Below are 18,435 nucleotides of genomic sequence, written 5' to 3' on the forward strand. Positions count from 1 at the left end.
GCAATCGGAACCGGTGCCGCGCCCGCCTCCGGGGCGGGTGCCGCGGCCGGGGGCATGCACGCCTCCGGTGCCGACGCGGGTGTGCGGGCCGCGCGGGCAATCGGAACCGGTGCCGCGCCCGCCTCCGGGGCGGGTGCCGCGGCCGGGGGCATGCACGCCTCCGGTGCCGACGCGGGTGTGCGGGCCGCGCGGGCGACCGGAACCGGCACCGCGCCCGCCTCCGGGGCGGCGGGGACGGGCGCCACGCCCGAGGGCGTGAACGCCTCCGAGCCCGCCGGCGCCGATGCGCGGGCCGCGCGGGCGACCGGGAACGGCGTCGCACCCGAGGGCGGCACCGTTGCCGAGGCCGTCGATGCCGCCTCCGGTGCGACCGGAACCGGTGCCGCACCCGAGGCCGCCGGCGCCAGAGCCGACGCCGACCTCCGCGCCGCGCAAGCCGTCGCCACGCCCAGTGCCGGGTGGGCGCCCGCCGATCTGGGGCCGCCCGCCACCTTCGTACTGCTGCGGCACGGCGAGACCCCGCTGACGCCGCAGAAGCGTTTCTCGGGCAGTGGCGGCAGTGACCCCTCCCTCTCCTCCGTCGGCCGGGAGCAGGCCGAGAAGGTCGCCGAGTTCCTCGCCCGGCGCGGGACCGTCCAGGCGGTCGTCGCCTCGCCCCTCGCCCGTACGCGCGAGACCGCCGGCATCGTCGCCGCCCGTCTCGGGCTCGGCGTGGCCGTGGAGGACGGGCTGCGCGAGACGGACTTCGGCGCGTGGGAGGGCCTCACCTTCGGCGAGGTCCGCGAACGTCACCCCGACGACCTGAACGCCTGGCTGTCCTCCCCGGACGCCGAACCCACCGGCGGCGGCGAGAGCTTCGCGGCCACCGCCGCCCGGGTCGCCGCCACCCGCGACCGGCTGACCGCCGAGTACCGGGGCCGTACGGTCCTGCTCGTCACCCACGTGACACCGATCAAGACCTTCGTACGCCTCGCCCTGGGCGCACCGCCCGAGGCCCTGTTCCGTATGGAACTCTCGGCGGCCTCGCTCTCCGCCGTGGCGTACTACGCCGACGGCAACGCCAGCGTCCGCCTGTTCAACGACACCTCGCACCTGCGTCAGGACTGAGCCCCGCCGCCGCACGCGCCAGCGCCTCGACGCGCCCCCAGTCCCGGGCGGCCACCGCGTCCGCCGGAAGCATCCAGCTCCCGCCCACGCACCCCACGTTGGGCAGCGCGAGATAGTCCGGCGCGGAGTCGGGTCCGATGCCCCCGGTCGGGCAGAAGCGGGCCTGCGGAAGCGGACCGGCGAGCGACTTCAGGTACGCCGTACCGCCCGCCGCCTGCGCCGGGAAGAACTTCATCTCCCGCACCCCCCGCTCGAGGAGCGCCACCACTTCGGAAACGGTGGACACCCCCGGCAGGAACGGCACCCCGGACGCCCGCATGGCGTCCAGCAGTACGTCCGTCCACCCCGGGCTGACCAGGAACCGCGCCCCGGCCGCCACCGCCTCGCCCACCTGTTCCGGCGTGATCACCGTCCCGGCGCCGACCAGGGCGTCCGGCACCTCACCGGCGATCGCCCGGATCGCGTCGAGCGCGGGGGGCGTCCGCAGGGTCACCTCGATCGCGGGCAGGCCCCCGGCCACCAGCGCCCGCGCCAGCGGTACGGCGTCGGCGGCGTCCTCGACGACGACGACGGGCACGACGGGAGCGAGATCCAGCACGGAGGAGGAATCCGAGGAGGGCAGGGGAGAGCGCATGACGTCATCCTGCCCGCCTCGATGCACACTGCGCAAAGCTCATTGCGCATGGTGCAATGGATGGGTCAGTGCACCTCGTCCACCAGCACGTCCAGCGCCCACGCCGCCCCCGCCCTGGCCGGCGCCGTCGCCTCCACCTCGTACCGGAGGTCCCGCAGCGCCTCCACCAGCCCGGCGGGGTCCTTCGGCGCGGCCCCGGCCGTCAGCAGGCTCCGTACGATCCGTCCCTTGGTCGCCTTGTTGAAGTGGCTGACCACCTTCCGCGTCGGCGCGTGCAGCACCCGTACGGTCGCCGTCCGCGCCGCCACCTCGCCCTTCGGCTTCCAGGCCGCCGCGTACGCCGCCGACCGCAGGTCCAGCACCAGCCCGTTCCCGGCCGCCTCGGGCAGCACCTGAGCCATCGGCGCACGCCAGTGCCCGCCCAGCGCGCCGAGGCCGGGCAGCTTCACGCCCATCGAGAGGCGGTAGGAGGGAATCCGGTCGGTGACCCGGACCGCGCCCCACAGCCCGGAGAAGACCAGCAGGGACGCCGCCGCCCGCCGCTTCGCCGCCGCGTCCAGGGACGCCAGGTCCAGGGCGTCGTACAGCACCCCGGTGTAGATCTCCCCGGCGGGCCGCGCCCCGGCGGTCCGCAGCTCCGCGTTCTTCGCGACCTCGCCCCGCAGCCCCTCGCTCAGCCCGAGCACCTCGCGCGCCTTGTCCTCGTCGCCGGTGCACAGGTCCACCAGCTCGGCCAGGGCGGCCTCCCGCGCGGCGGCCAGCCCCGGCAGCGACAGCGACTCGGGCTTCAGCGGGGCACCGCGGCCGGAAGCGGCCTTTCCTTCGGACGGCGGCAGCAGGACAAGCACACGTACTCCTTCGATCGAGCTCGAAGTCAGCGTACGGCGTGTGCCTGCCGGTCCGGTTCGGCGCCGTGGAGGACCGCCGTCACCGAGGAGAAGGGGCGCAGGGTGCGGCGAGCGCGCGGACCAGCCCGTCGGAGTCGTCCGCGTGGAAGCGGACCACACGGATCTCGCGGGGACGCCCGAAGAAGGTGACGTGGGTGACCGGCTCGGTGAGCTCGACCGTGACGGTCGTCTGCGCACCGACGGCGAGATCGAGTTCCCCCTTTGCCGCCTCGTGAGTCATCCGCAGCTCACGCCGGACCGAGGCGATCCGCCCGAGGGGTATCCGCAGATCGACGTGCACGGCCCGGCGCACCCGCAGCACACCGTCACCCACCACATGGGGCCGTACGACGGACGCGGCGTGCAGGGCGACGACGAAGACGACGGTGTACACGTCGAGGAAGAGCACCACCGCGTGCACCGCCGGCCAGTCGCGCAGCAGCACGGACATCGCCACCGTTTCGACCACGCACACGAACGCGAACCCGTACGTCAGGGCCGCCTGCCCGCGCGCGTACCCGAACGCCGTACCGCCGCCGACACCGTGCCTGCGCCGGGCCACCCACAGCCAGAGGCTCGTCATCAGCCGCAGCTCGTGCCGGACCGGCGCCCACACCACCCGCACCCCCCTCATGACCGCCCCTCCGTGACGATCCGCAGCATGCGGCGGAACGCCTCCGCCTGGGCCGGCGCGAAGTCGGCGTAGAGGGCCCGCAGGAAGCCGTCGGCCTCATCGAGACCGGTCCCCTCCGGGACCAGCCCGTCCGGCACGGACGCGGCGAGGGCGCGGGCGGCCTCCTCCACACGCGGATCGTCCGGATCGGCGTCGGCGAGCGCGTCGAGTATCCCGTACAGGGCACGCGCCCGCTCCGCCCCGCCCGGCGCGCTCACCACACCGCCGAGCAGCCCCATCAGCCGCTCCCGCTCCTCCGGCGGCGCCGTGGTCTCGAGGAGCGCGAGCATCTCGCGGTCCTTGACCGCCATGGGGGAGTCGGCCAGATGGGCCGTGTCCCGGAACAGCGCGGCCAGCTCCGGCGAGACCGGCCCCTCGGTGCTCAGCCCGCCCTCGCTCTCCAGCAGGGTCCGCAGCCGCGCCCGCCGCTCCCGGATCGCGGCCTCCTGCCGCGCCAGGTCCTCGTCCAGCTCCGTCAGCACCTCGGCGAGCTCCTTCCCCGCGTCGTCCGCGAGCACGTCCCGCACCTCGGCGAGCCCCAGCCCCAGCTCGGTCAGCCGCCTGATCCGCGCCAGCACGACGGCGTGCCGCAGCCCGTAGTCCCGGTACCCGTTGCCCAGCCGCTCCGGCTCCGGCAACAGCCCCGACCGGTGGTAGTGCCGCACGGCCCGCGTGGTGACACCGACGGCCGCGGCGAGTTCTCCGATCCGCATGGCCCCAGTAGAAACGTTGACGCTGCGGCAGGGTCAAGCGAACCCCGTCGAGTGAAAGGCCCCGTCCGTCCCCCGAAGCGAGCCGTCCCTGCGCCAGTCCGTCCGACGAACGAAAGCGAGGCACAGCATCGTGATCACATGCGACCCGATCTCCGAGAACCTCCTCCTGGACTGGTTCGCCGCTCTGAACACCCCGGAGGGCTTCCGGGCAGAACTCATCGAAGGAGAGTTCCTCCTCAGGCCACTGCCGGACGGGTCGCACGAGCACTGCCTCAGCCGGATCGCGAGCCGGATCCACACCGGCTCCCGCACCGCCATGGCCTTCTCCGGGACCAAGGGCCTGAAGCTGAAGAGCGCGCACGCCTGCCCACAGGACCATGTGGTCCCGGACGGCACCCTCGCCCCCAGCGACCTACGGCTCTACAGGGGAGCCGATCCCTGGATGCCCTGTGCGGGCGTCGCCATGGTGGTGGAAGTGACCGATGCCAGACCCGAGACCGACCGCGAGACCAAGCCGCGCTGCTACGCCCGCGGCGGCATCCCCCTCTACCTCCTCGTCGACCGCGAAGCCTCCGCGATCACGCTGTTCAGCGACCCGAAAGGGGACGAGTACCACGAGCGCCGCACCCGTCCCCTGGGCAAGCCGCTGACCCTCCCCGCCCCCTTCGCCTTCGACCTGGACACCGCCGACTTCCTCTGACCCCCTGTGGGCGGGGGTGCGCGGTGACGGACGTACGGGTACGGGAACAAGCCCGTCGGACCAGGGCGCGGCTCGGTCCTGGCGACGGCCGCCGCGCCGAAGCCCCGCCCGCGCCCGGTATCATGGTCGGCACGGCAGACGAGCCGGGCGGGCGGCCGCGTGGAGTCCCTCACGGGACTTCCCGAGGAACGTCCGGGCTCCACAGGGCAGGGTGATGGCTAACGGCCACCCGGGGTGACCCGCGGGACAGTGCCACAGAAAACAGACCGCCCGGCGCTTCGGCGTCGGGTAAGGGTGAAACGGTGGTGTAAGAGACCACCAGTGCCCAGGGCGACCTGGGCAGCTAGGTAAACCCCACCCGGAGCAAGGTCAAGAGGAGACACCCCGGTGTCTCTGCGCGGACGCATCAGGGCTGCCCGCCCGAGTCCGCGGGTAGACCGCACGAGGCCGGTGGCAACACCGGCCCTAGATGGATGGCCGTCGCCGGCGGGCCCGCGAGGACCCGCCGGAACAGAACCCGGCGTACAGCCCGACTCGTCTGCCGCCAAGCGGCTCGGTGGCGCCCATGAGGGCGGTGGCCGGCAGCAGTGCGGCGGGCACGCGCCTTCGTCGGCGGCAGCCCTTCGCGCCCGCACCCACGCCCCTCCGGGAGACCCTCATGCCGCTGCGTTCGCCGATGCGCCCAGTCCGTTCGACCGCACCGCCCACCGCACTGCTGCTGGCCACCGCCCTCATGGCCGTCGGCCTGACCGGCTGCTCCTCTCTGTCCCCGTTCAGCACCTGCGAGGGGACCGAGGCACGGGTGAAGGAACTGAGCGCGCAGCCCGTATTGACCTCCGTCCCTCCCGGCGCGACCGTCCCGAAGGACTTCGCCCCGGTGGACGCGGAATGCCTCGACGACAGCGGTGACGCCTGGTTGTACGCCGAGCGCACCTACGCCTTCCCCGGCTCCCGGCAGGAGGTCGTCGACTTCTACCGCACCACCGCCGAGGCGGACGGCTGGCAACTGCGGTCCGACCCCATGGACCCGGACGTCGCCGCCACGGAAGCCGGACTGTGCTTCACCAAGGGCGGGGACGGCGACGCTCTGACGCTGACCGTGTGGTTCACGACCGCCCGCCAACTCAAGATCGAGTACGACTACGAGGCCGGGCCGGAGTTCGACTCGGGCTCCGGATTCCACATCGAGGTCGGGTCCGAGACGGACGGGGCGAAGACCGGCTGCTGGAACTGAGGTCCTCCGGGAACCGGGGTGCGGGAGTGGGCCGCGTTCCTGCGGCCGGCCGATGCTGTCGTGCCGTGCATCGGCGGTGCCCCATCGGGCAGTTCGACCTGTCCTCGCGACCGGTGACCTCGCGTCACGGGCCCGCTAGCGTCTGAGCGTGAGCCGATACACCCCGCCGACATCACGCCCCGCCGCGGCGCCTACCTGGAGCCGGCCCGGCACGTGACCGAGGACAGGGAAGGCACGGCGTACCCCCTCGCGGCGGGGACGACCGGGAACGAGGCCGCACAGAACGAGTCCGCGGACGACGACACGGCGCGGCCCGAACCGCGGACACCCGCCACGGAGCCGGCCGCCACGGGGCCGGCCGCCACGGGGCCGGCCGCCACGGGGCCGGCCGCCACGGGGCCGGCCGCCACGGGGCCGGCCGCCACGGGGCCGACCGCCACGGAGCCGCGCCGCCGCCGTCGTCGTGGCCCCGGCCCCTTCACCCTGATCGTGCTGCCCGGCGTGGTGACGCTCACCGGGGTCTTCGGCTTCCTCTCCCTGACCGGTGTCCTCGACACGGCCCTGCCGCAGGACCAGGCGCCGGGCGGCTCGGAGTCGGCCGTCGGCAACGTGGACGGCTCCTACGTCCCCTGGCTGCGCAAGGCGACCGCGGACTGCACGGGCGTCACCCCTGCGCTCCTCGCCGCGCACATCGACCGGCTCTCCGGGTGGCAGGACGACACCGCGAGCCTCTCCGAGCGGGGCATCGCCCGTTTCACGGACGCCGGCTGGAAGACCTGGGGCCGGGACGACGACGGCAACGGCACGTCCTCGCCGCACGACGCGGTCGACGCGATCATGGCGCTGGGGCGGCAGGACTGCTCCCTGGCGGAGAAGATGACCGCGCTGCGCACCGAGGGCACCGTCAACGGCGACGTCGCCGACCTCACGCTCGCCGCGTACGCGACCGGGACGGACCAGGTCAAGAAGGCCGGCAAGGTCCCGGCCCCGGCCCGCACGTTCGTCGCCGAGGTCAAGAAGCGGCTGCCGCGGTACGACGCCCTGGTCCGGCAGAACCCCGAGCAGGAGACCGGCCGGGTCGCCGGCGCGCTGCTGACACCGCCCGTCACCACGCTGACCGTCACCTCGCCGTTCGGTTCGCGCGCGCACCCGCTGACCGGGGTCACCAAACTCCACACGGGCGTCGACTTCGGCGCGCCGCAGGGAGCCCAGGTGTCCGCGTCATGGGAGGGACGGGTCGAGTTCGCCGGCCTGACCTCGGCCTACGGCTACCGCGTGGTCGTCGACCACGGCACGGTCGACGGGAAACGGCTGGAGACCACCTACAGCCACCTGTCCGCCCTCCAGGTGACCACCGGCCAGAGCGTGACCACCGGCCAGGCCGTCGGACTCGTCGGCTCGACAGGCCTGTCCACCGGCCCGCACCTCCACTTCGAGGTCCTCCTCGACGGCCAGTACACGGACCCGACCGCCTGGCTCGGCGGCGGCTGATCCTCCGGCCGGCAGGGGGCCCGTGCGGTGGACGGCCGAACCCGGCCTGATCCCCCGGCGGCGGCCGACGGTGAGCCGGCCGTTCCGCCCGGCCACCGGTTCGCCGCGCCCGGACGAGCCGGACGGAACCCGTCGCCGAGACCGGCGGGTTCCTCCTCCACCGCAGCCGACGTCGGCTCCGCATCACGCGCGGACGCTCCGGCGGCGGGCACGTCCGGGACGTCCACGACGGGTGAACCCCATGAGGTTCCGGTCGACGGCGCTGTGACGATTTCCCGGCGCACGGCTCACCCCGTGTCCCGCTCCCCACGGGCCGCCGTCACGGAACTTTCACGATCAGCGGCATTCCCACACCCCGGCGGCTCGACCGTCACGACGGTCCGAGCGCGAAGGGGCCTCGGTGTACGCATAGTTGGCCGGAAATCGACAGTTCGTGCGGGCGAGGGGGCGGGTGAGTCCCGGACGGCAGAGGCAAGGTGACCCCGTGTCAGGGGGCTTGACGCGCGTATTCCCGCCCTCCGGCCGGTTCCGTCCGACGTCGTCCCGGATATCACGGCGGGACGCACGAACGACGGGTTCACGACGAACTCGGATTGTTGACGGACCATGCAACAAGCGGGACCTTCTCGCACACCAGGGTGATTAGCATGAGCCGTACGTGGTCGGAAGATCGCCCTCCTGTTGGCTGACCTCCTTCCCGGCCCGCGGCTGCCGTCGTGCCGCCGCCCCGATTCCCCTGCTCTCACCGACCGAGGGACCGCTCCATGCCAGTGCCTGCTTCGCCCAGCCAGCACCCATCGGCGGGGGCACCGCGCACCTCGTTCGCCGCACGGGCGGCCGTGCTGGTGACGAGCGCCGCCGCCGGCGGCACGGCGGTCGCCCTGGCACCGTCCGGCTCCTCCACGTGGACCCTGGCCGTGGTGGCGGCCGGCTGGGTGTGCGTGGCCGTCACCGTCCTCGTCGACCACCGGCTCCTCCACCGGGCCCGCCGCGCGGCCGCCGAACGGGAGTCGGAGAACAGCCGGCTCAAGGCGGAGGCGGCCCGGCTCTCGGCCGAGATCTCGCACCTGGCCGGTACGACGCTGCCCGCCGTGGCCCAGCGGCTGAGGGAGGGCGCGAGCGCGGCCGACGTGCTGGGCAGCGTGCCGCCGCCGTCCGACCCGCAACTGCGGCGGCTCGCGCACACCGTCGCCGTCACCGTCGAGGAGGACGTGCGGCGGGCGGTCGCCCTGGACGGCGAATACCGCACGATGCGCGCCGAACTGGAACAGGCGGCGGCCGAGCACGAGCGCTTCGTGACGGAGACGCTGCCCGCCGCGGTCGCCCGGCTGCGCGACGGCCGGTCCGCCGACACCGTGCTCGCCGAGGTCGACCTGCCCCGGCTGCCGGGGCTGCGCGCCCCGGCCGAATCGTTCATCCGCGAGCTCGCCCACAGCGAGCGGCGCGCCGCCGCGGCACAGGCCGCCTCCGCCAAGGCGCTCAGCCGCGTCCAGGCCAAGGCCGTGCGGATGCTCGCCGACCTGCGGGAGATGCAGGAGCGGTACGGCGAGGAGGTCTTCGGGGACCTGCTGAAGCTGGACCACAGCACCTCCCAGCTCGGCCTGATGACCGACCGGCTGGCGCTGCTCATGGGCGGCAGGTCCAGCCGCGCCTGGAACAAGCCGATCGTGATGGAGAGCATCCTGCGCGGCGCCGTCGGCCGCATCGCCGCCTACCAGCGGGTGCGCCTGCACTGCTCCACCCGCGCCGCGGTCTCCGGCTTCGCCGCCGAGGGCGTGATGCACCTGCTCGCCGAGCTGATGGACAACGCCGCGAACTTCTCCCCGCCCATCGACGAGGTGCACGTCTACGTCGAGGACCGCAGCGCCGGCATCGTCGTCACCATCGAGGACAGCGGCCTGAAGATGGCCGACGCGGCGATGCGCCGCGCCGAGGAGGCCGTGACCGGCCGCGCCACCGACCTCGCCTCGCTGCAGGGCACCCGGCTCGGCCTGGCCGTGGTGGGACGGCTCGCGGCGAAGTACGGCATCAGCGTCAACTACCGCCCCTCCTCCCGCGGCGGCACCGGCGTCGTCGTCCTGCTGCCCCTGGACCTGCTCGCCCAGCAGCGCGACCTGGTCCCGCACGAGACGGCCCCCCGGCCCGACGCGGTACCCGCCGCGCCCGCCCCGGCCCCGCTGCCCGATGCCACCGCCCGTCCCGCGACCGCGGCACTGCCCCCGGCCGACGGGCACTCCACCGCATGGCCCGAACTGCCCGAACCCACCGCCCGTCCCGCGGCCGCGGCACTGCCCCCGGCCACCGGGCACCCCACCGCACGGCCCGAACTGCCCGAACCGGGACGGCACCGGCGGCCCGACGGCACCACGCCGAACGGTCTGCCGGTCCGCGCCCCCGGCCGCACCATGGCCGAGGCGGAGCGCGAACGCGAACAGCGCCAGTCCGCGTCCGCCCAGGCCGGCGACACGGCGTCGACGCGCCGCCCGGCACGCGACGCGGGCTCGCGGTTCGGCGCCTTCCACCGCGCGCGGCAGTCCGGAAACGGCACCGCCGGACCGGCCGCCCGGCCCGGCTCGGAGCCGCCCGCCGCTCCGTAGTCCCACCCCTTCCCGTACGGCGTCACTCCCTTCTTCCCGTACGGCGTCCGGGGCGACGGCGCCCCTTCCCGCTCGAGCTCGTGAGATAGGAGGAACGGGCCGGTGACCGGTCAGCCGGACACCACCGTCCCATCACCCATCATGCAGACCACCGACAACAGCCTCAGCTGGCTCCTGCAGGGCCTCCTGGAACAGACCCCCGGCGCACGTCACGCCCTGGTCCTGTCCCGGGACGGCCTGAAGCTCTGCTGGAGCGAGCACCTGACGCTCGACCGTGCCGACCAGCTGTCGGCGATCTGCTCCGGCATCCAGGCCCTCGCCCAGGGGGCCTCCATGGAGTTCGGCGACGGCACCGGCGGCGTCCGGCAGTCGATGACCGAGTTCCACGGCGGCCTGCTGTTCATCGTGGAGGCCGGCGAGGGGGCGCACCTCGCCGTCGTCGCCCGGGAGGACGCCGATCCCGGAGTGGTCGGCCACCAGATGACGGAGCTGGTCGAGCAGATCGGCGAGCACCTGCGGGCCGAGCCGCGCAACCAGTCCGGGGGGAGCGGCACCTCGTGACACGCAAACCCGTCGACACGGGTGACCCGGACCGGCTCTACACCGTCACCGGCGGCCGCAGCCGCGCCGACGAGTCCTTCGACCTGGTCACCCTCATCGTCAGCGAGAGCGGGCCGGTGCCGGGGATGCAGTCGGAGCACGCCCGGATCCTGGAGCTGTGCCGGCACCCCGTCGCCGTCGTCGAGATCGCCGCGGAGCTCGGGCTGCCGGTCATGGTGGTGCGGATCCTGCTCGGCGACCTGCTGGACACCGGCCGCATCACCGCCCGCCATCCGCGCGCGGCGCCGTCCGTCGCCTCCCTGCCTGATTCCGCCCTACTCCAAGAGGTGCTCCATGGGCTCCGCAACCTCTGAGCTGCCCTCCCACCGCACACCGCTGAACGACACCGCGGAGACCGGTCTGAAGATCGTCGTCGTGGGCGGGTTCGGCGTCGGCAAGACGACCCTGGTCCGCTCCGTGAGCGAGATCCGGCCACTCAACACCGAGGAGGTGATGACCCAGGCCGGCGTGGGCGTCGACGAGACCGGCGCGGTGACGTCGAAGACCACCACCACGGTCGCGTTCGACTTCGGGCGGATCAGCCTCAACGACCGCATGGTGCTGTACCTGTTCGGGGCGCCCGGCCAGGAGCGCTTCTGGTTCCTGTGGGACCGGCTGTTCTCGGGGACGCTGGGCGCCGTGGTCCTCGTGGACACGCGCCGGATGGACGACTCCTGGTACGCGATCGACCGGCTGGAGCACCACCGCACGCCCTTCGTGGTGGCCGTGAACCGGTTCGACGACGACACCGACCGGTACTCCCTGGACGAGATCCGCCAGGCGCTCGCCCTGCCCGCCCACGTGCCGATGGTCGACTGCGACGCCCGGGTCCGGCACTCCGGCAAGGACGTGCTGATCACCCTCGTGAACCATCTCCACGCCATGGCCATCGCCGAGGAGGCGACACTGTGACCGACCCAGGCGGCCCCTACGCGCACCCGGCACCCCCGGCGCCCCCGGGGTGTCCCGCCCACGCCGGGGCGGTGAGCCTGACGGGGCTCGAGTACCAGCAGACGCCGTCGCAGCTCTACCGCGCGCTGCGCAGGGAGCACGGCCCCGTCGCGCCCGTGGTGCTCGACGGCGGCATCCCGGCCTGGCTGGTGCTGGGCTACTCCGAACTCACGTACGTGACCGGCCACGACGAGCTGTTCGCACGGGACTCGCGGCGCTGGAACCAGTGGGAGAACATCCCGCAGGACTGGCCGCTGCTGCCCTTCGTCGGGTACCAGCCGTCGGTGCTGTTCACCGAGGGCGAGGAGCACCGGCGGCGGTCCGGGGTGATCACCGAGGCGCTGGAGGGGGTCGACCAGTTCGAGCTGTCCCACGACTGCCTGCTGATCGCCGACGACCTCATCGCCCGGTTCGCCGGCAGCGGCCAGGCGGAGCTGATGGCCGACTACGCGCACGCCCTGCCGATGCGCACCGTGGTGCAGCTGTGCGGGATGCCGACCTCGGGCGAGGACACCCGCCGGCTCGTCGACGACCTGCGGATCTCCCTGGACGCGGGGGAGGGCGACGACCCGGTGGCGGCGTACGGGCGCGTGGGCGAGCGGCTGCGGCAGCTGGTGAAGGAGAAGCGGGCCGCCCCCGGCCCGGACATCACCTCGCGCATGCTGACCCACCCGGCCGGTCTGACGGACGAGGAGGTCGTCCAGGACCTGATCTCCGTGATCGCGGCGGCGCAGCAGCCGACGGCGAACTGGATCTGCAACACGCTGCGCCTGCTGCTGACGGACGAGCGGTTCGCCGTGAACGTCTCGGGCGGCCGGCTCAGCGTGGGCGAGGCGCTCAACGAGGTGCTGTGGCTGGACACGCCGACGCAGAACTTCATCGGGCGGTGGGCGGTACGGGACGTCCAGCTGGGCGGCCGGCAGATCCGGGCCGGCGACTGCCTGGTGCTGGGGCTGGCCGCGGCCAACACCGACCCGCAGATCTGGCCGGAGGGACACGTGGGCGCGGAGAACGCCGCGCACCTGTCGTTCAGCAACGGCGAGCACCGCTGCCCGTACCCGGCGCCGCTGCTGGCGGACGTGATGGCGCGGACGGCGGTCGAGACGCTGCTGGAACGGCTGCCCGACCTGGTGCTGGCCGTGGACCCGGAGGAACTGACCTGGCGGCCGTCGATCTGGATGCGGGGGCTGTCGTCGCTTCCGGTGCGGTTCACGCCGGTGGTGCGGTAGCGGGCCTTTCCGGGCACCCCGGCGGGGCCCGGACCGCGGCGCGGACCGGCGGGCCGGGGGCGGGGAAGGGGCGGGCCGGCACGGAGCGACCCGTGCGGACCGCCCGTACCGGTCCCTCCGTGCGGATCAGCCCTTCACGGGAGTGAACCGCACCGGCAGGCTCTGCGGTCCGCGGGTGAACACGCCCAGCTCGGACGGCTCGAACCCGTCGGCGAGACGCACGTCGGGCATGGCGTCGAGGAGCTGGCCGACGCCGATCTCCACCTCCGCCTTGGCCAGCAGCGCGCCGACGCAGAAGTGCCGGCCGAGCGCGAACGCGAGGTGGTCGGCGGCGGCGGAGAAGGCCGTCGTGGTGGTCAGGTCGTCGCGGAAGACGTCGAAGCGGTCGGGATCGGCGTAGCGCCTCTCGTCGCGGTTGGCGGCGCCTATCAGACAGGTGACGGTGGCGCCCGCGGGCACGGTGCCGCCGCTGAGCTCCACCTCCGTCGCGGACTGCCGCATGATCATGTGGACGGGCGGGGTGAACCGCAGGGTCTCGGCGAAGGCCCGCGGGATCAGCGAGCGGTCCGCGCGGACCGCGGCGAGCTGGTCGGGGTGGCGCAGCAGGTTGGCGAAGATGCCGGCGATGGCCTTGTCGGTGGTCTCGCCGCCCGCGGCGAGCAGCAGGCTGCAGAACGCCTTGACGTCCTCGTCGCTCATCCGCACCCCGTCGACCTCGGCGGCGCACAGCACGGACAGCAGGTCGTCGCCCGGGTTCTCGCGGCGCTCCCGGATGATCGGCAGCATGTACTCGGCGAACTCCACCCGGGTCCGCTCGCCGGCCGCCGTCACCCCGGCGTCGCCCGACAGGTTCCCGAGGAAGGCGATGACGGCCGTGTACCAGCGGTGGAAGCGGGGGTGGTCGGCCTTGTCCAGGCCCAGCATGTCGGCGATGACGTTGACCGGGAAGCGGGTGGCGTAGTCGGCGACCAGGTCGGCGGATCCGGTGTGCCGGAAGCCGTCGATCAGCTCGCGGGAGTTGCGCTCGATGACCGGCAGGAACTTCCGCTCCAGGTCGCTGCCGCGGAAGGCGGGCGCGACGAGGGCCCGGCGCACGGCGTGCTCCCGCCCGCTGAGCTGCAGGATCGTCTTGCCGTGCACGGGTTCCAGCTGCCAGGCGTAGTTGTCGGTGGTGAACTCCCCGGCCTTGTCCTTGAAGACGCGCTCGACGTCCTCGTAGCGCGAGACGATGTAGCTCTTCGTCGCCTCGTGCCAGACGAGGGGCGCGGTCTCCCGCATCACCCGGTAGGCGGGATAGGGGTCGGCCGCGAACTCGGGCGAGAGGATGTCGGGCACCTGCTGGGCGGTGGACATGGAGCTCCCTGCGCTCGTCATTTCGTGTACCACGCAAGGTTATTGATCAACCGTCAACCACAACAGGGTGACCGGGACACCGACCGGCCCGGTACGCGGTCATTGGCCGGAAACCGTCCCTCGTGGCGCCGTTCGGCCTCGGGGCCGATGAACAACGGCTCGCCGCCCCAGTGCTCCTGGAGGCGGAGCGCCGGCACCTGTCGTGCTGCGATGTGCCGCGGTCCCGGAGGGGGAACGACTGGCTCCACCCAGCCGCGTGACCAGAGCGGCAGAAGGGAGCTCACGCGGTGGAAGCCCAGGCCTCCATCAGCTGTTCGGGCCCGTACGTCGCCGTCGGACCGTCCACCGTGAACCCGGAGCGGGACACCGCGACCAGGGGGGTGTCCTCGTCGGCACCGGGTACGGCGAGGGCGTCCCGGGCCAGCGAGGCCAGGGCACGATGGTCGAAGGAGCCGCGCTCGTGCCACTTGACCGAGCCGACGAACCCGATCTCGCGCGCCGGTGACCGGTCCGCCCCGACGAGGTCGACCTCGGGGTTGTTGGTACGAGGCCACCAGCCGCCCACTTCCCGCACCTGCGGCCATGTGTCGTCGGGCAGGAGCCGGGCCAGGGACTCCCGTACGACGGGTTCGATCGCCCGCCCGCGCCACGAGGTCCACCCGCGCTCGACCGACTCGACCACGATCCGGCCGCGCCCGCGTTCGATCTCCTGGATCCCCCGTTCCAGGAAGGCGAGCCAGAAACGCAGGTGGGGGTCGGCGACGCGGTAGCGGCGGTCGCGGTCACCGGGGCGGGTGGAGAGCGGGGTGTCGACGGCGATCAGCCGCTTGTCCGTGAGGGTGCGCAGGGCCGGGTTGAGCGAGCCGGGCGGGAGGGGGCGGTCGGCCGCCCCGGCCTTCGCGGCGATCGTCCCGAAGGTCCGCTCACCGCTGCCGATCGCGGAGAGCACGTGCCTCGCCTGGAGGGCGGTCGGGAACTCGGCGGCCAGCGCCCGCTCGGCGGAGACGAGGAGGGGGGAGGTGGGGTCGTCGAGGGCGCGGGAGAGGAAGCCGGTGCGGCTCTCGCCTTCCCGCCACTCCTGGCAGATGAGGGGCAGCCCGCCGGTGATCAGGTGCGCGTCGAAAGCGTCGGCGGCTCGGAGCCCGGTCATGACCATGACCTCGAAGGGGGAGAGGGGCGCGAGGACCATCTCGACCCCTCGCTGGTGGAAGGGGCGGCCGTAGGCGGAGAGCTGCTCCATCATGGCGAGATCGCTGCCGATGAGGACGAGCAGCACGGGCTTTCGGCTCAGCACCCGGTCCCACACGGTCTGCAGGGTGCTTTCCAGGACCGGGTCGCCTTCGAGCATCCACGGCAGTTCGTCGAGTACGACGATGCTGGGGGAGTCGTCCGGGAGCACGGCTGCGAGCTGACGCAGGGCGGTGTCCCATTCCGCGACGGTGGTGACGCCGGCGAGTAGGGCGGTGTCGGGCAGCGAGGAGTGGCGGACCTCGTCGAGGAAGCGGGCCCGTTCCCGCCCGGCGTCCTCGCCTCGGGTGGCCTGGTGGACGACGTGGGGCACCTGGGCGCGCTCACAGAAGAGGTCGACGAGCCGGGACTTACCGACACGGCGCCGGCCACGGAGGAGCAGGGCACGGCCGCGCTGGTCGCCCCGGCCGTCGCGCACCCAGCGGAGGTGACGGTCGAGGGTGACCAGCTCGGATGTGCGGCCCACGAAGCCTGGCATGGGTCACCTTTCGAGTTTGCTCGTATTGAACATACTCAACTGAACCATAGTATGCAGAAATAGAGTATTGATTCACTTGCTCGGAGTAACGGGTTCGGTGTGCTGTGCAGGCACCCCGCCGGTGCTGCTTCAGCATCCGGTGGAAGAGCGCGTAAGGCCGGGCACTCGATCTGGTGAACCGTGACCGTTCACCGGTTCCCTTGCGCGCTGAGCTCTGGCGTCGACGCCGGGTGAGAGGCCGACCGGGGGTGCTGTACGCGTTCCGGTGGCGTGTGTAGGCGTGGTGGGCCGTGTCCCTCGGTGAGACGGGGGAGTTCAGTGGACCGACCAGTGGGCGGCGGAGGTGAGCGGGCGATGAACGAGCTGGTGAGTGAGCCGGGGGAGACGGCGGCCGGGGAGGGAGAGGCGGAAGCGGCCTCTCCGGAGCCGGGGGCGGGGATCCTGCGGGTGTTCGGACGGCAGATGAAGCGGTTCCGGCTGCGGGCGGGGCTGGAGCGGTCGGAGGTCGGTGCGCGGACGGGGTATTCGGCGTCCACCATCGCGTCGTACGAGCAGGGGCGGCGGATTCCTCCGCCGAGGTTCATCGACGTGGTAGATGAACTGCTGGACGCGGGCGGGGTTCTCCAGGAGATGAAGGAGGAGGTTGCGCGGGCGCAGTACCCGGCGTTCTTCAGGGACGCGGCTCGGCTGGAGGCGGAAGCCGTTGAGCTGTGGGTGTACGGAACCCACGCGGTGCCTGGACTGCTGCAGACCGAGGAATACATGCGGGCTGTGTTCGAGATGTGGCGCCCGTTGCTGGACGAGGAGACCGTCCAGCAACGCATCGCTGCGCGACTGGCTCGGCAGAAAGTCTTCGCTCGGAGACCTGCTCCGCTGGTGAGCTTCGTCATCGACGAGGCGGTTCTGCGGCGGCCGTTGGGAGGGCGCTCCGTCATGCGGGGGCAGATGGAGCAACTGCTGCTCGTCGGCGCGTACCGCAACGTGGAGATCCAGGTCATGCCGCTGGACCGAGAGGACAACGCCGGCGTGGACGGACCGTTCACCGTGTTGCACAGAGACGGTGATGACCAAGTGGCCTATCTGGAGGCACAGGGACGGAGCACAATCGTGTCGGAGCGAGCAGAGGTCCGCGGCATCGTGTCGCGTTATGGGATCATCCGAGCGCAAGCTCTCACTCCGCGTGAGTCCTTGGCCTTCATCGAGAAGTCGCTGGGAGAACTATGAGCGTCGAAGAGACCGTCCAGCTCGACTGGTTCAAGAGCAGTTACAGCGGTGGAGCCGGTGGTGAGTGCGTAGAGGTGGCCACCTGCCCGCACACCGTGCACGTACGGGACTCGAAGGACACGAGCCGTCCGGGTCTGGCGGTCGGTTCGGAGACGTGGACCGCGTTCGTCGGGTTCACCGCCGACCGGACCCGCTGCTGAGCCGTCGCCTTGCTGCTGTGTCCTGTGGCTCCGAGTGAAGTCACAGGGCACAGGCATGTCCGGGAGGCGCGGCGACAAAAAGGGAGTGCGGGCGTTCGAGCCGGTGGGATACGTTCCTGCCTGTTCGAAGGGGGGCCCGACATGGCGAAGTTGAACCAGATCATCGCGGTCGAGAAGGGCGTCAAGAGCAAGTCGCTCCAGGACGTCAACGCCGCGCACACCAAGGTGCAGAAGCCGGCGCTGCTGGCCGGTATCTCGCGCACGTACCAGCCGAAGGACGAGGAGGGCGAGCAGCTGCCGCCCGAGTCGACCCGGGTGCAGGTGCAGGGCGAGGACGTACTGCGGGAGATGGCCGCCTCGCTGACGCGGCTGTTCGACGTGACCGCGACGAAGGACTGGGCGAACTGCACGGCCCGCGCGGACGTCACCGTCGACGGACGGACCATCGTCGCCGACGTCCCGGTCGGCTACCTGCTCTTCCTGGAGAAGCAGCTCGCCGACCTGCACACCTTCGTCAAGAAGCTCCCCACCCTCGACGCCGCCGAGTCCTGGTCCCACGACCCGTCCACGGACTGGTGGAAGACGGACCCGGTCCGCACGATCCGCACGAAGAAGGTCCCGCGCAACCACGTCAAGGCGGAGGCGACCGAGAAGCACCCGGCGCAGGTCGAGGTGTACTACGAGGACGTGCCCATCGGGTACTGGACCACCGTGAAGTTCTCCGGCGCCCTTCCGGCGCGGCGGGTGAACGAACTGGTGGAGCGGGTCGAGAAGCTCCAGCAGGCCGTGAAGTTCGCCCGCGAGGAGGCCAACGGCGCCGAGGTCACCGACCAGCGGGTCGGCGACGCGGTGTTCGGTTACCTGTTCGGCTGACGCCGACCACGATCGCCCCCGTGTGCGAGCGCGGGGGTGCGCGACAGCGCGGGCCGGACATGAGGACCGGTCCGCGTGAGGAGCGCAAGCTGACACTGAAGTTCAGCCTGAAGAAGCGGTGACAGTGAAGGTTCGAGTCCTTCCCCCGGCACAACAGCCCGACACCGGGCCGGGGTGGCCCAACATGGCAGAGGCAGCCGCGGTCAATCTCAGACTCTCGCTCCAGTCTCAGCATCGCCGCCG

18 protein-coding genes and 1 other RNA gene are annotated in these 18,435 nt (G+C 72.5%); 13 read left to right on the forward strand and 6 right to left on the reverse strand.

Annotated elements, in window-relative coordinates:
- Positions 1-1,107 (forward strand): bifunctional RNase H/acid phosphatase (locus ACFV5H_RS32305; RefSeq protein WP_385198420.1); only part of this gene is annotated, 1,107 nt, incomplete at its 5' end.
- Here ACFV5H_RS32305 and eda read toward each other — a convergent pair.
- The 4 genes from eda to ACFV5H_RS32325 form a co-directional block, all read right to left on the reverse strand.
- Entirely contained in the window at positions 1,076-1,741 is a 666-nt protein-coding gene (gene eda, locus ACFV5H_RS32310) for a bifunctional 4-hydroxy-2-oxoglutarate aldolase/2-dehydro-3-deoxy-phosphogluconate aldolase (protein WP_385198422.1), read from the reverse strand. The two genes, ACFV5H_RS32305 and eda, sit on opposite strands and share 32 nt — an antisense overlap.
- 65 nt (positions 1,742-1,806) lie before the next feature.
- Positions 1,807-2,589, reverse strand: coding sequence for a peroxide stress protein YaaA (gene yaaA / locus ACFV5H_RS32315; RefSeq protein ID WP_385198423.1), 783 nt, complete (start codon positions 2,587-2,589; stop codon positions 1,807-1,809).
- Positions 2,590-2,668: 79 nt separating this feature from the next.
- A complete protein-coding gene (locus tag ACFV5H_RS32320; RefSeq protein WP_385198424.1) occupies positions 2,669-3,262 on the reverse strand; it encodes a hypothetical protein in 594 nt (197 codons plus the stop codon).
- Entirely contained in the window at positions 3,259-4,014 is a 756-nt protein-coding gene (locus ACFV5H_RS32325; RefSeq protein ID WP_385198425.1) for a MerR family transcriptional regulator, read from the reverse strand. Before ACFV5H_RS32325 ends, ACFV5H_RS32320 begins: the two co-directional genes overlap by 4 nt.
- A 133-nt stretch (positions 4,015-4,147) precedes the next feature.
- Between ACFV5H_RS32325 and ACFV5H_RS32330 the strand changes: the two genes are divergently transcribed.
- From ACFV5H_RS32330 to ACFV5H_RS32370, 9 genes are all read left to right on the forward strand, one after another.
- Positions 4,148-4,714, forward strand: coding sequence for a Uma2 family endonuclease (locus ACFV5H_RS32330; RefSeq protein ID WP_385198440.1), 567 nt, complete (start codon positions 4,148-4,150; stop codon positions 4,712-4,714).
- A 139-nt stretch (positions 4,715-4,853) separates the two neighbouring features.
- Positions 4,854-5,255: RNase P RNA component class A (rnpB, locus tag ACFV5H_RS32335), an RNA gene on the forward strand.
- Between the two features lie 117 nt (positions 5,256-5,372).
- The gene (locus ACFV5H_RS32340) at positions 5,373-5,948 is read left to right on the forward strand and encodes a hypothetical protein (RefSeq protein ID WP_385198426.1); all 576 of its coding nucleotides are present in this window, start codon (positions 5,373-5,375) and stop codon (positions 5,946-5,948) included.
- A 213-nt stretch (positions 5,949-6,161) separates the two neighbouring features.
- Positions 6,162-7,439: a peptidoglycan DD-metalloendopeptidase family protein gene (locus tag ACFV5H_RS32345; protein ID WP_385198427.1), complete on the forward strand. Its 1,278-nt coding sequence runs from the start codon at positions 6,162-6,164 to the stop codon at positions 7,437-7,439.
- A gap of 764 nt (positions 7,440-8,203) precedes the next feature.
- A complete protein-coding gene (locus ACFV5H_RS32350; protein WP_385198428.1) occupies positions 8,204-10,036 on the forward strand; it encodes an ATP-binding protein in 1,833 nt (610 codons plus the stop codon).
- A 141-nt stretch (positions 10,037-10,177) separates the two neighbouring features.
- Positions 10,178-10,597: a roadblock/LC7 domain-containing protein gene (locus ACFV5H_RS32355; protein WP_385057757.1), complete on the forward strand. Its 420-nt coding sequence runs from the start codon at positions 10,178-10,180 to the stop codon at positions 10,595-10,597.
- The gene (locus ACFV5H_RS32360) at positions 10,594-10,950 is read left to right on the forward strand and encodes a DUF742 domain-containing protein (protein ID WP_030859372.1); all 357 of its coding nucleotides are present in this window, start codon (positions 10,594-10,596) and stop codon (positions 10,948-10,950) included. Before ACFV5H_RS32355 ends, ACFV5H_RS32360 begins: the two co-directional genes overlap by 4 nt.
- Positions 10,931-11,548 (forward strand): ATP/GTP-binding protein, encoded by a 618-nt coding sequence (locus tag ACFV5H_RS32365; RefSeq protein WP_217128569.1) that lies wholly within the window; start codon positions 10,931-10,933, stop codon positions 11,546-11,548. The genes ACFV5H_RS32360 and ACFV5H_RS32365 overlap by 20 nt, the downstream gene beginning before the upstream one ends.
- Positions 11,545-12,816 (forward strand): cytochrome P450, encoded by a 1,272-nt coding sequence (locus ACFV5H_RS32370; protein WP_385198430.1) that lies wholly within the window; start codon positions 11,545-11,547, stop codon positions 12,814-12,816. The genes ACFV5H_RS32365 and ACFV5H_RS32370 overlap by 4 nt, the downstream gene beginning before the upstream one ends.
- Before the next feature lie 126 nt (positions 12,817-12,942).
- Here the strand turns inward: ACFV5H_RS32370 and ACFV5H_RS32375 are convergent, their stop codons facing one another.
- Together ACFV5H_RS32375 and ACFV5H_RS32380 are read right to left on the reverse strand one after the other, a co-directional pair.
- The gene (locus ACFV5H_RS32375) at positions 12,943-14,169 is read right to left on the reverse strand and encodes a cytochrome P450 (RefSeq protein WP_385057760.1); all 1,227 of its coding nucleotides are present in this window, start codon (positions 14,167-14,169) and stop codon (positions 12,943-12,945) included.
- A gap of 280 nt (positions 14,170-14,449) precedes the next feature.
- Positions 14,450-15,895, reverse strand: coding sequence for an ATP-binding protein (locus tag ACFV5H_RS32380; protein WP_385198431.1), 1,446 nt, complete (start codon positions 15,893-15,895; stop codon positions 14,450-14,452).
- Positions 15,896-16,249: 354 nt separating this feature from the next.
- Between ACFV5H_RS32380 and ACFV5H_RS32385 the strand changes: the two genes are divergently transcribed.
- From ACFV5H_RS32385 to ACFV5H_RS32395, 3 genes are all read left to right on the forward strand, one after another.
- Positions 16,250-17,119, forward strand: a complete 870-nt coding sequence (locus ACFV5H_RS32385) for a helix-turn-helix domain-containing protein (protein WP_385198432.1) — start codon at positions 16,250-16,252, stop codon at positions 17,117-17,119.
- Positions 17,116-17,319: a DUF397 domain-containing protein gene (locus ACFV5H_RS32390; protein WP_385057766.1), complete on the forward strand. Its 204-nt coding sequence runs from the start codon at positions 17,116-17,118 to the stop codon at positions 17,317-17,319. The genes ACFV5H_RS32385 and ACFV5H_RS32390 overlap by 4 nt, the downstream gene beginning before the upstream one ends.
- Before the next feature lie 141 nt (positions 17,320-17,460).
- A complete protein-coding gene (locus ACFV5H_RS32395) occupies positions 17,461-18,192 on the forward strand; it encodes a hypothetical protein (RefSeq protein WP_385057768.1) in 732 nt (243 codons plus the stop codon).
- Positions 18,193-18,435: the final 243 nt, after the last annotated feature.

Origin of the sequence: Streptomyces sp. NPDC059787 (genome assembly GCF_042732315.1) — a bacterium.
Lineage (GTDB): Bacteria > Actinomycetota > Actinomycetes > Streptomycetales > Streptomycetaceae > Streptomyces > Streptomyces atrovirens.

What these genes read in the sequence shown, in the direction of transcription:
- ACFV5H_RS32380 (WP_385198431.1), bottom strand. Translation starts at nt 15,895, where the DNA reads ATGCCAGGCTTCGTGGGCCGCACATCCGAGCTGGTCACCCTCGACCGT.
- ACFV5H_RS32340 (WP_385198426.1), top strand. Translation starts at nt 5,373, where the DNA reads ATGCCGCTGCGTTCGCCGATGCGCCCAGTCCGTTCGACCGCACCGCCC.
- ACFV5H_RS32355 (WP_385057757.1), top strand. Translation starts at nt 10,178, where the DNA reads ATGCAGACCACCGACAACAGCCTCAGCTGGCTCCTGCAGGGCCTCCTG.
- ACFV5H_RS32350 (WP_385198428.1), top strand. Translation starts at nt 8,204, where the DNA reads ATGCCAGTGCCTGCTTCGCCCAGCCAGCACCCATCGGCGGGGGCACCG.
- ACFV5H_RS32395 (WP_385057768.1), top strand. Translation starts at nt 17,461, where the DNA reads ATGGCGAAGTTGAACCAGATCATCGCGGTCGAGAAGGGCGTCAAGAGC.
- ACFV5H_RS32375 (WP_385057760.1), bottom strand. Translation starts at nt 14,169, where the DNA reads ATGTCCACCGCCCAGCAGGTGCCCGACATCCTCTCGCCCGAGTTCGCG.
- eda (WP_385198422.1), bottom strand. Translation starts at nt 1,741, where the DNA reads ATGCGCTCTCCCCTGCCCTCCTCGGATTCCTCCTCCGTGCTGGATCTC.
- ACFV5H_RS32385 (WP_385198432.1), top strand. Translation starts at nt 16,250, where the DNA reads ATGAACGAGCTGGTGAGTGAGCCGGGGGAGACGGCGGCCGGGGAGGGA.
- ACFV5H_RS32325 (WP_385198425.1), bottom strand. Translation starts at nt 4,014, where the DNA reads ATGCGGATCGGAGAACTCGCCGCGGCCGTCGGTGTCACCACGCGGGCC.
- ACFV5H_RS32390 (WP_385057766.1), top strand. Translation starts at nt 17,116, where the DNA reads ATGAGCGTCGAAGAGACCGTCCAGCTCGACTGGTTCAAGAGCAGTTAC.
- ACFV5H_RS32365 (WP_217128569.1), top strand. Translation starts at nt 10,931, where the DNA reads ATGGGCTCCGCAACCTCTGAGCTGCCCTCCCACCGCACACCGCTGAAC.
- ACFV5H_RS32320 (WP_385198424.1), bottom strand. Translation starts at nt 3,262, where the DNA reads ATGAGGGGGGTGCGGGTGGTGTGGGCGCCGGTCCGGCACGAGCTGCGG.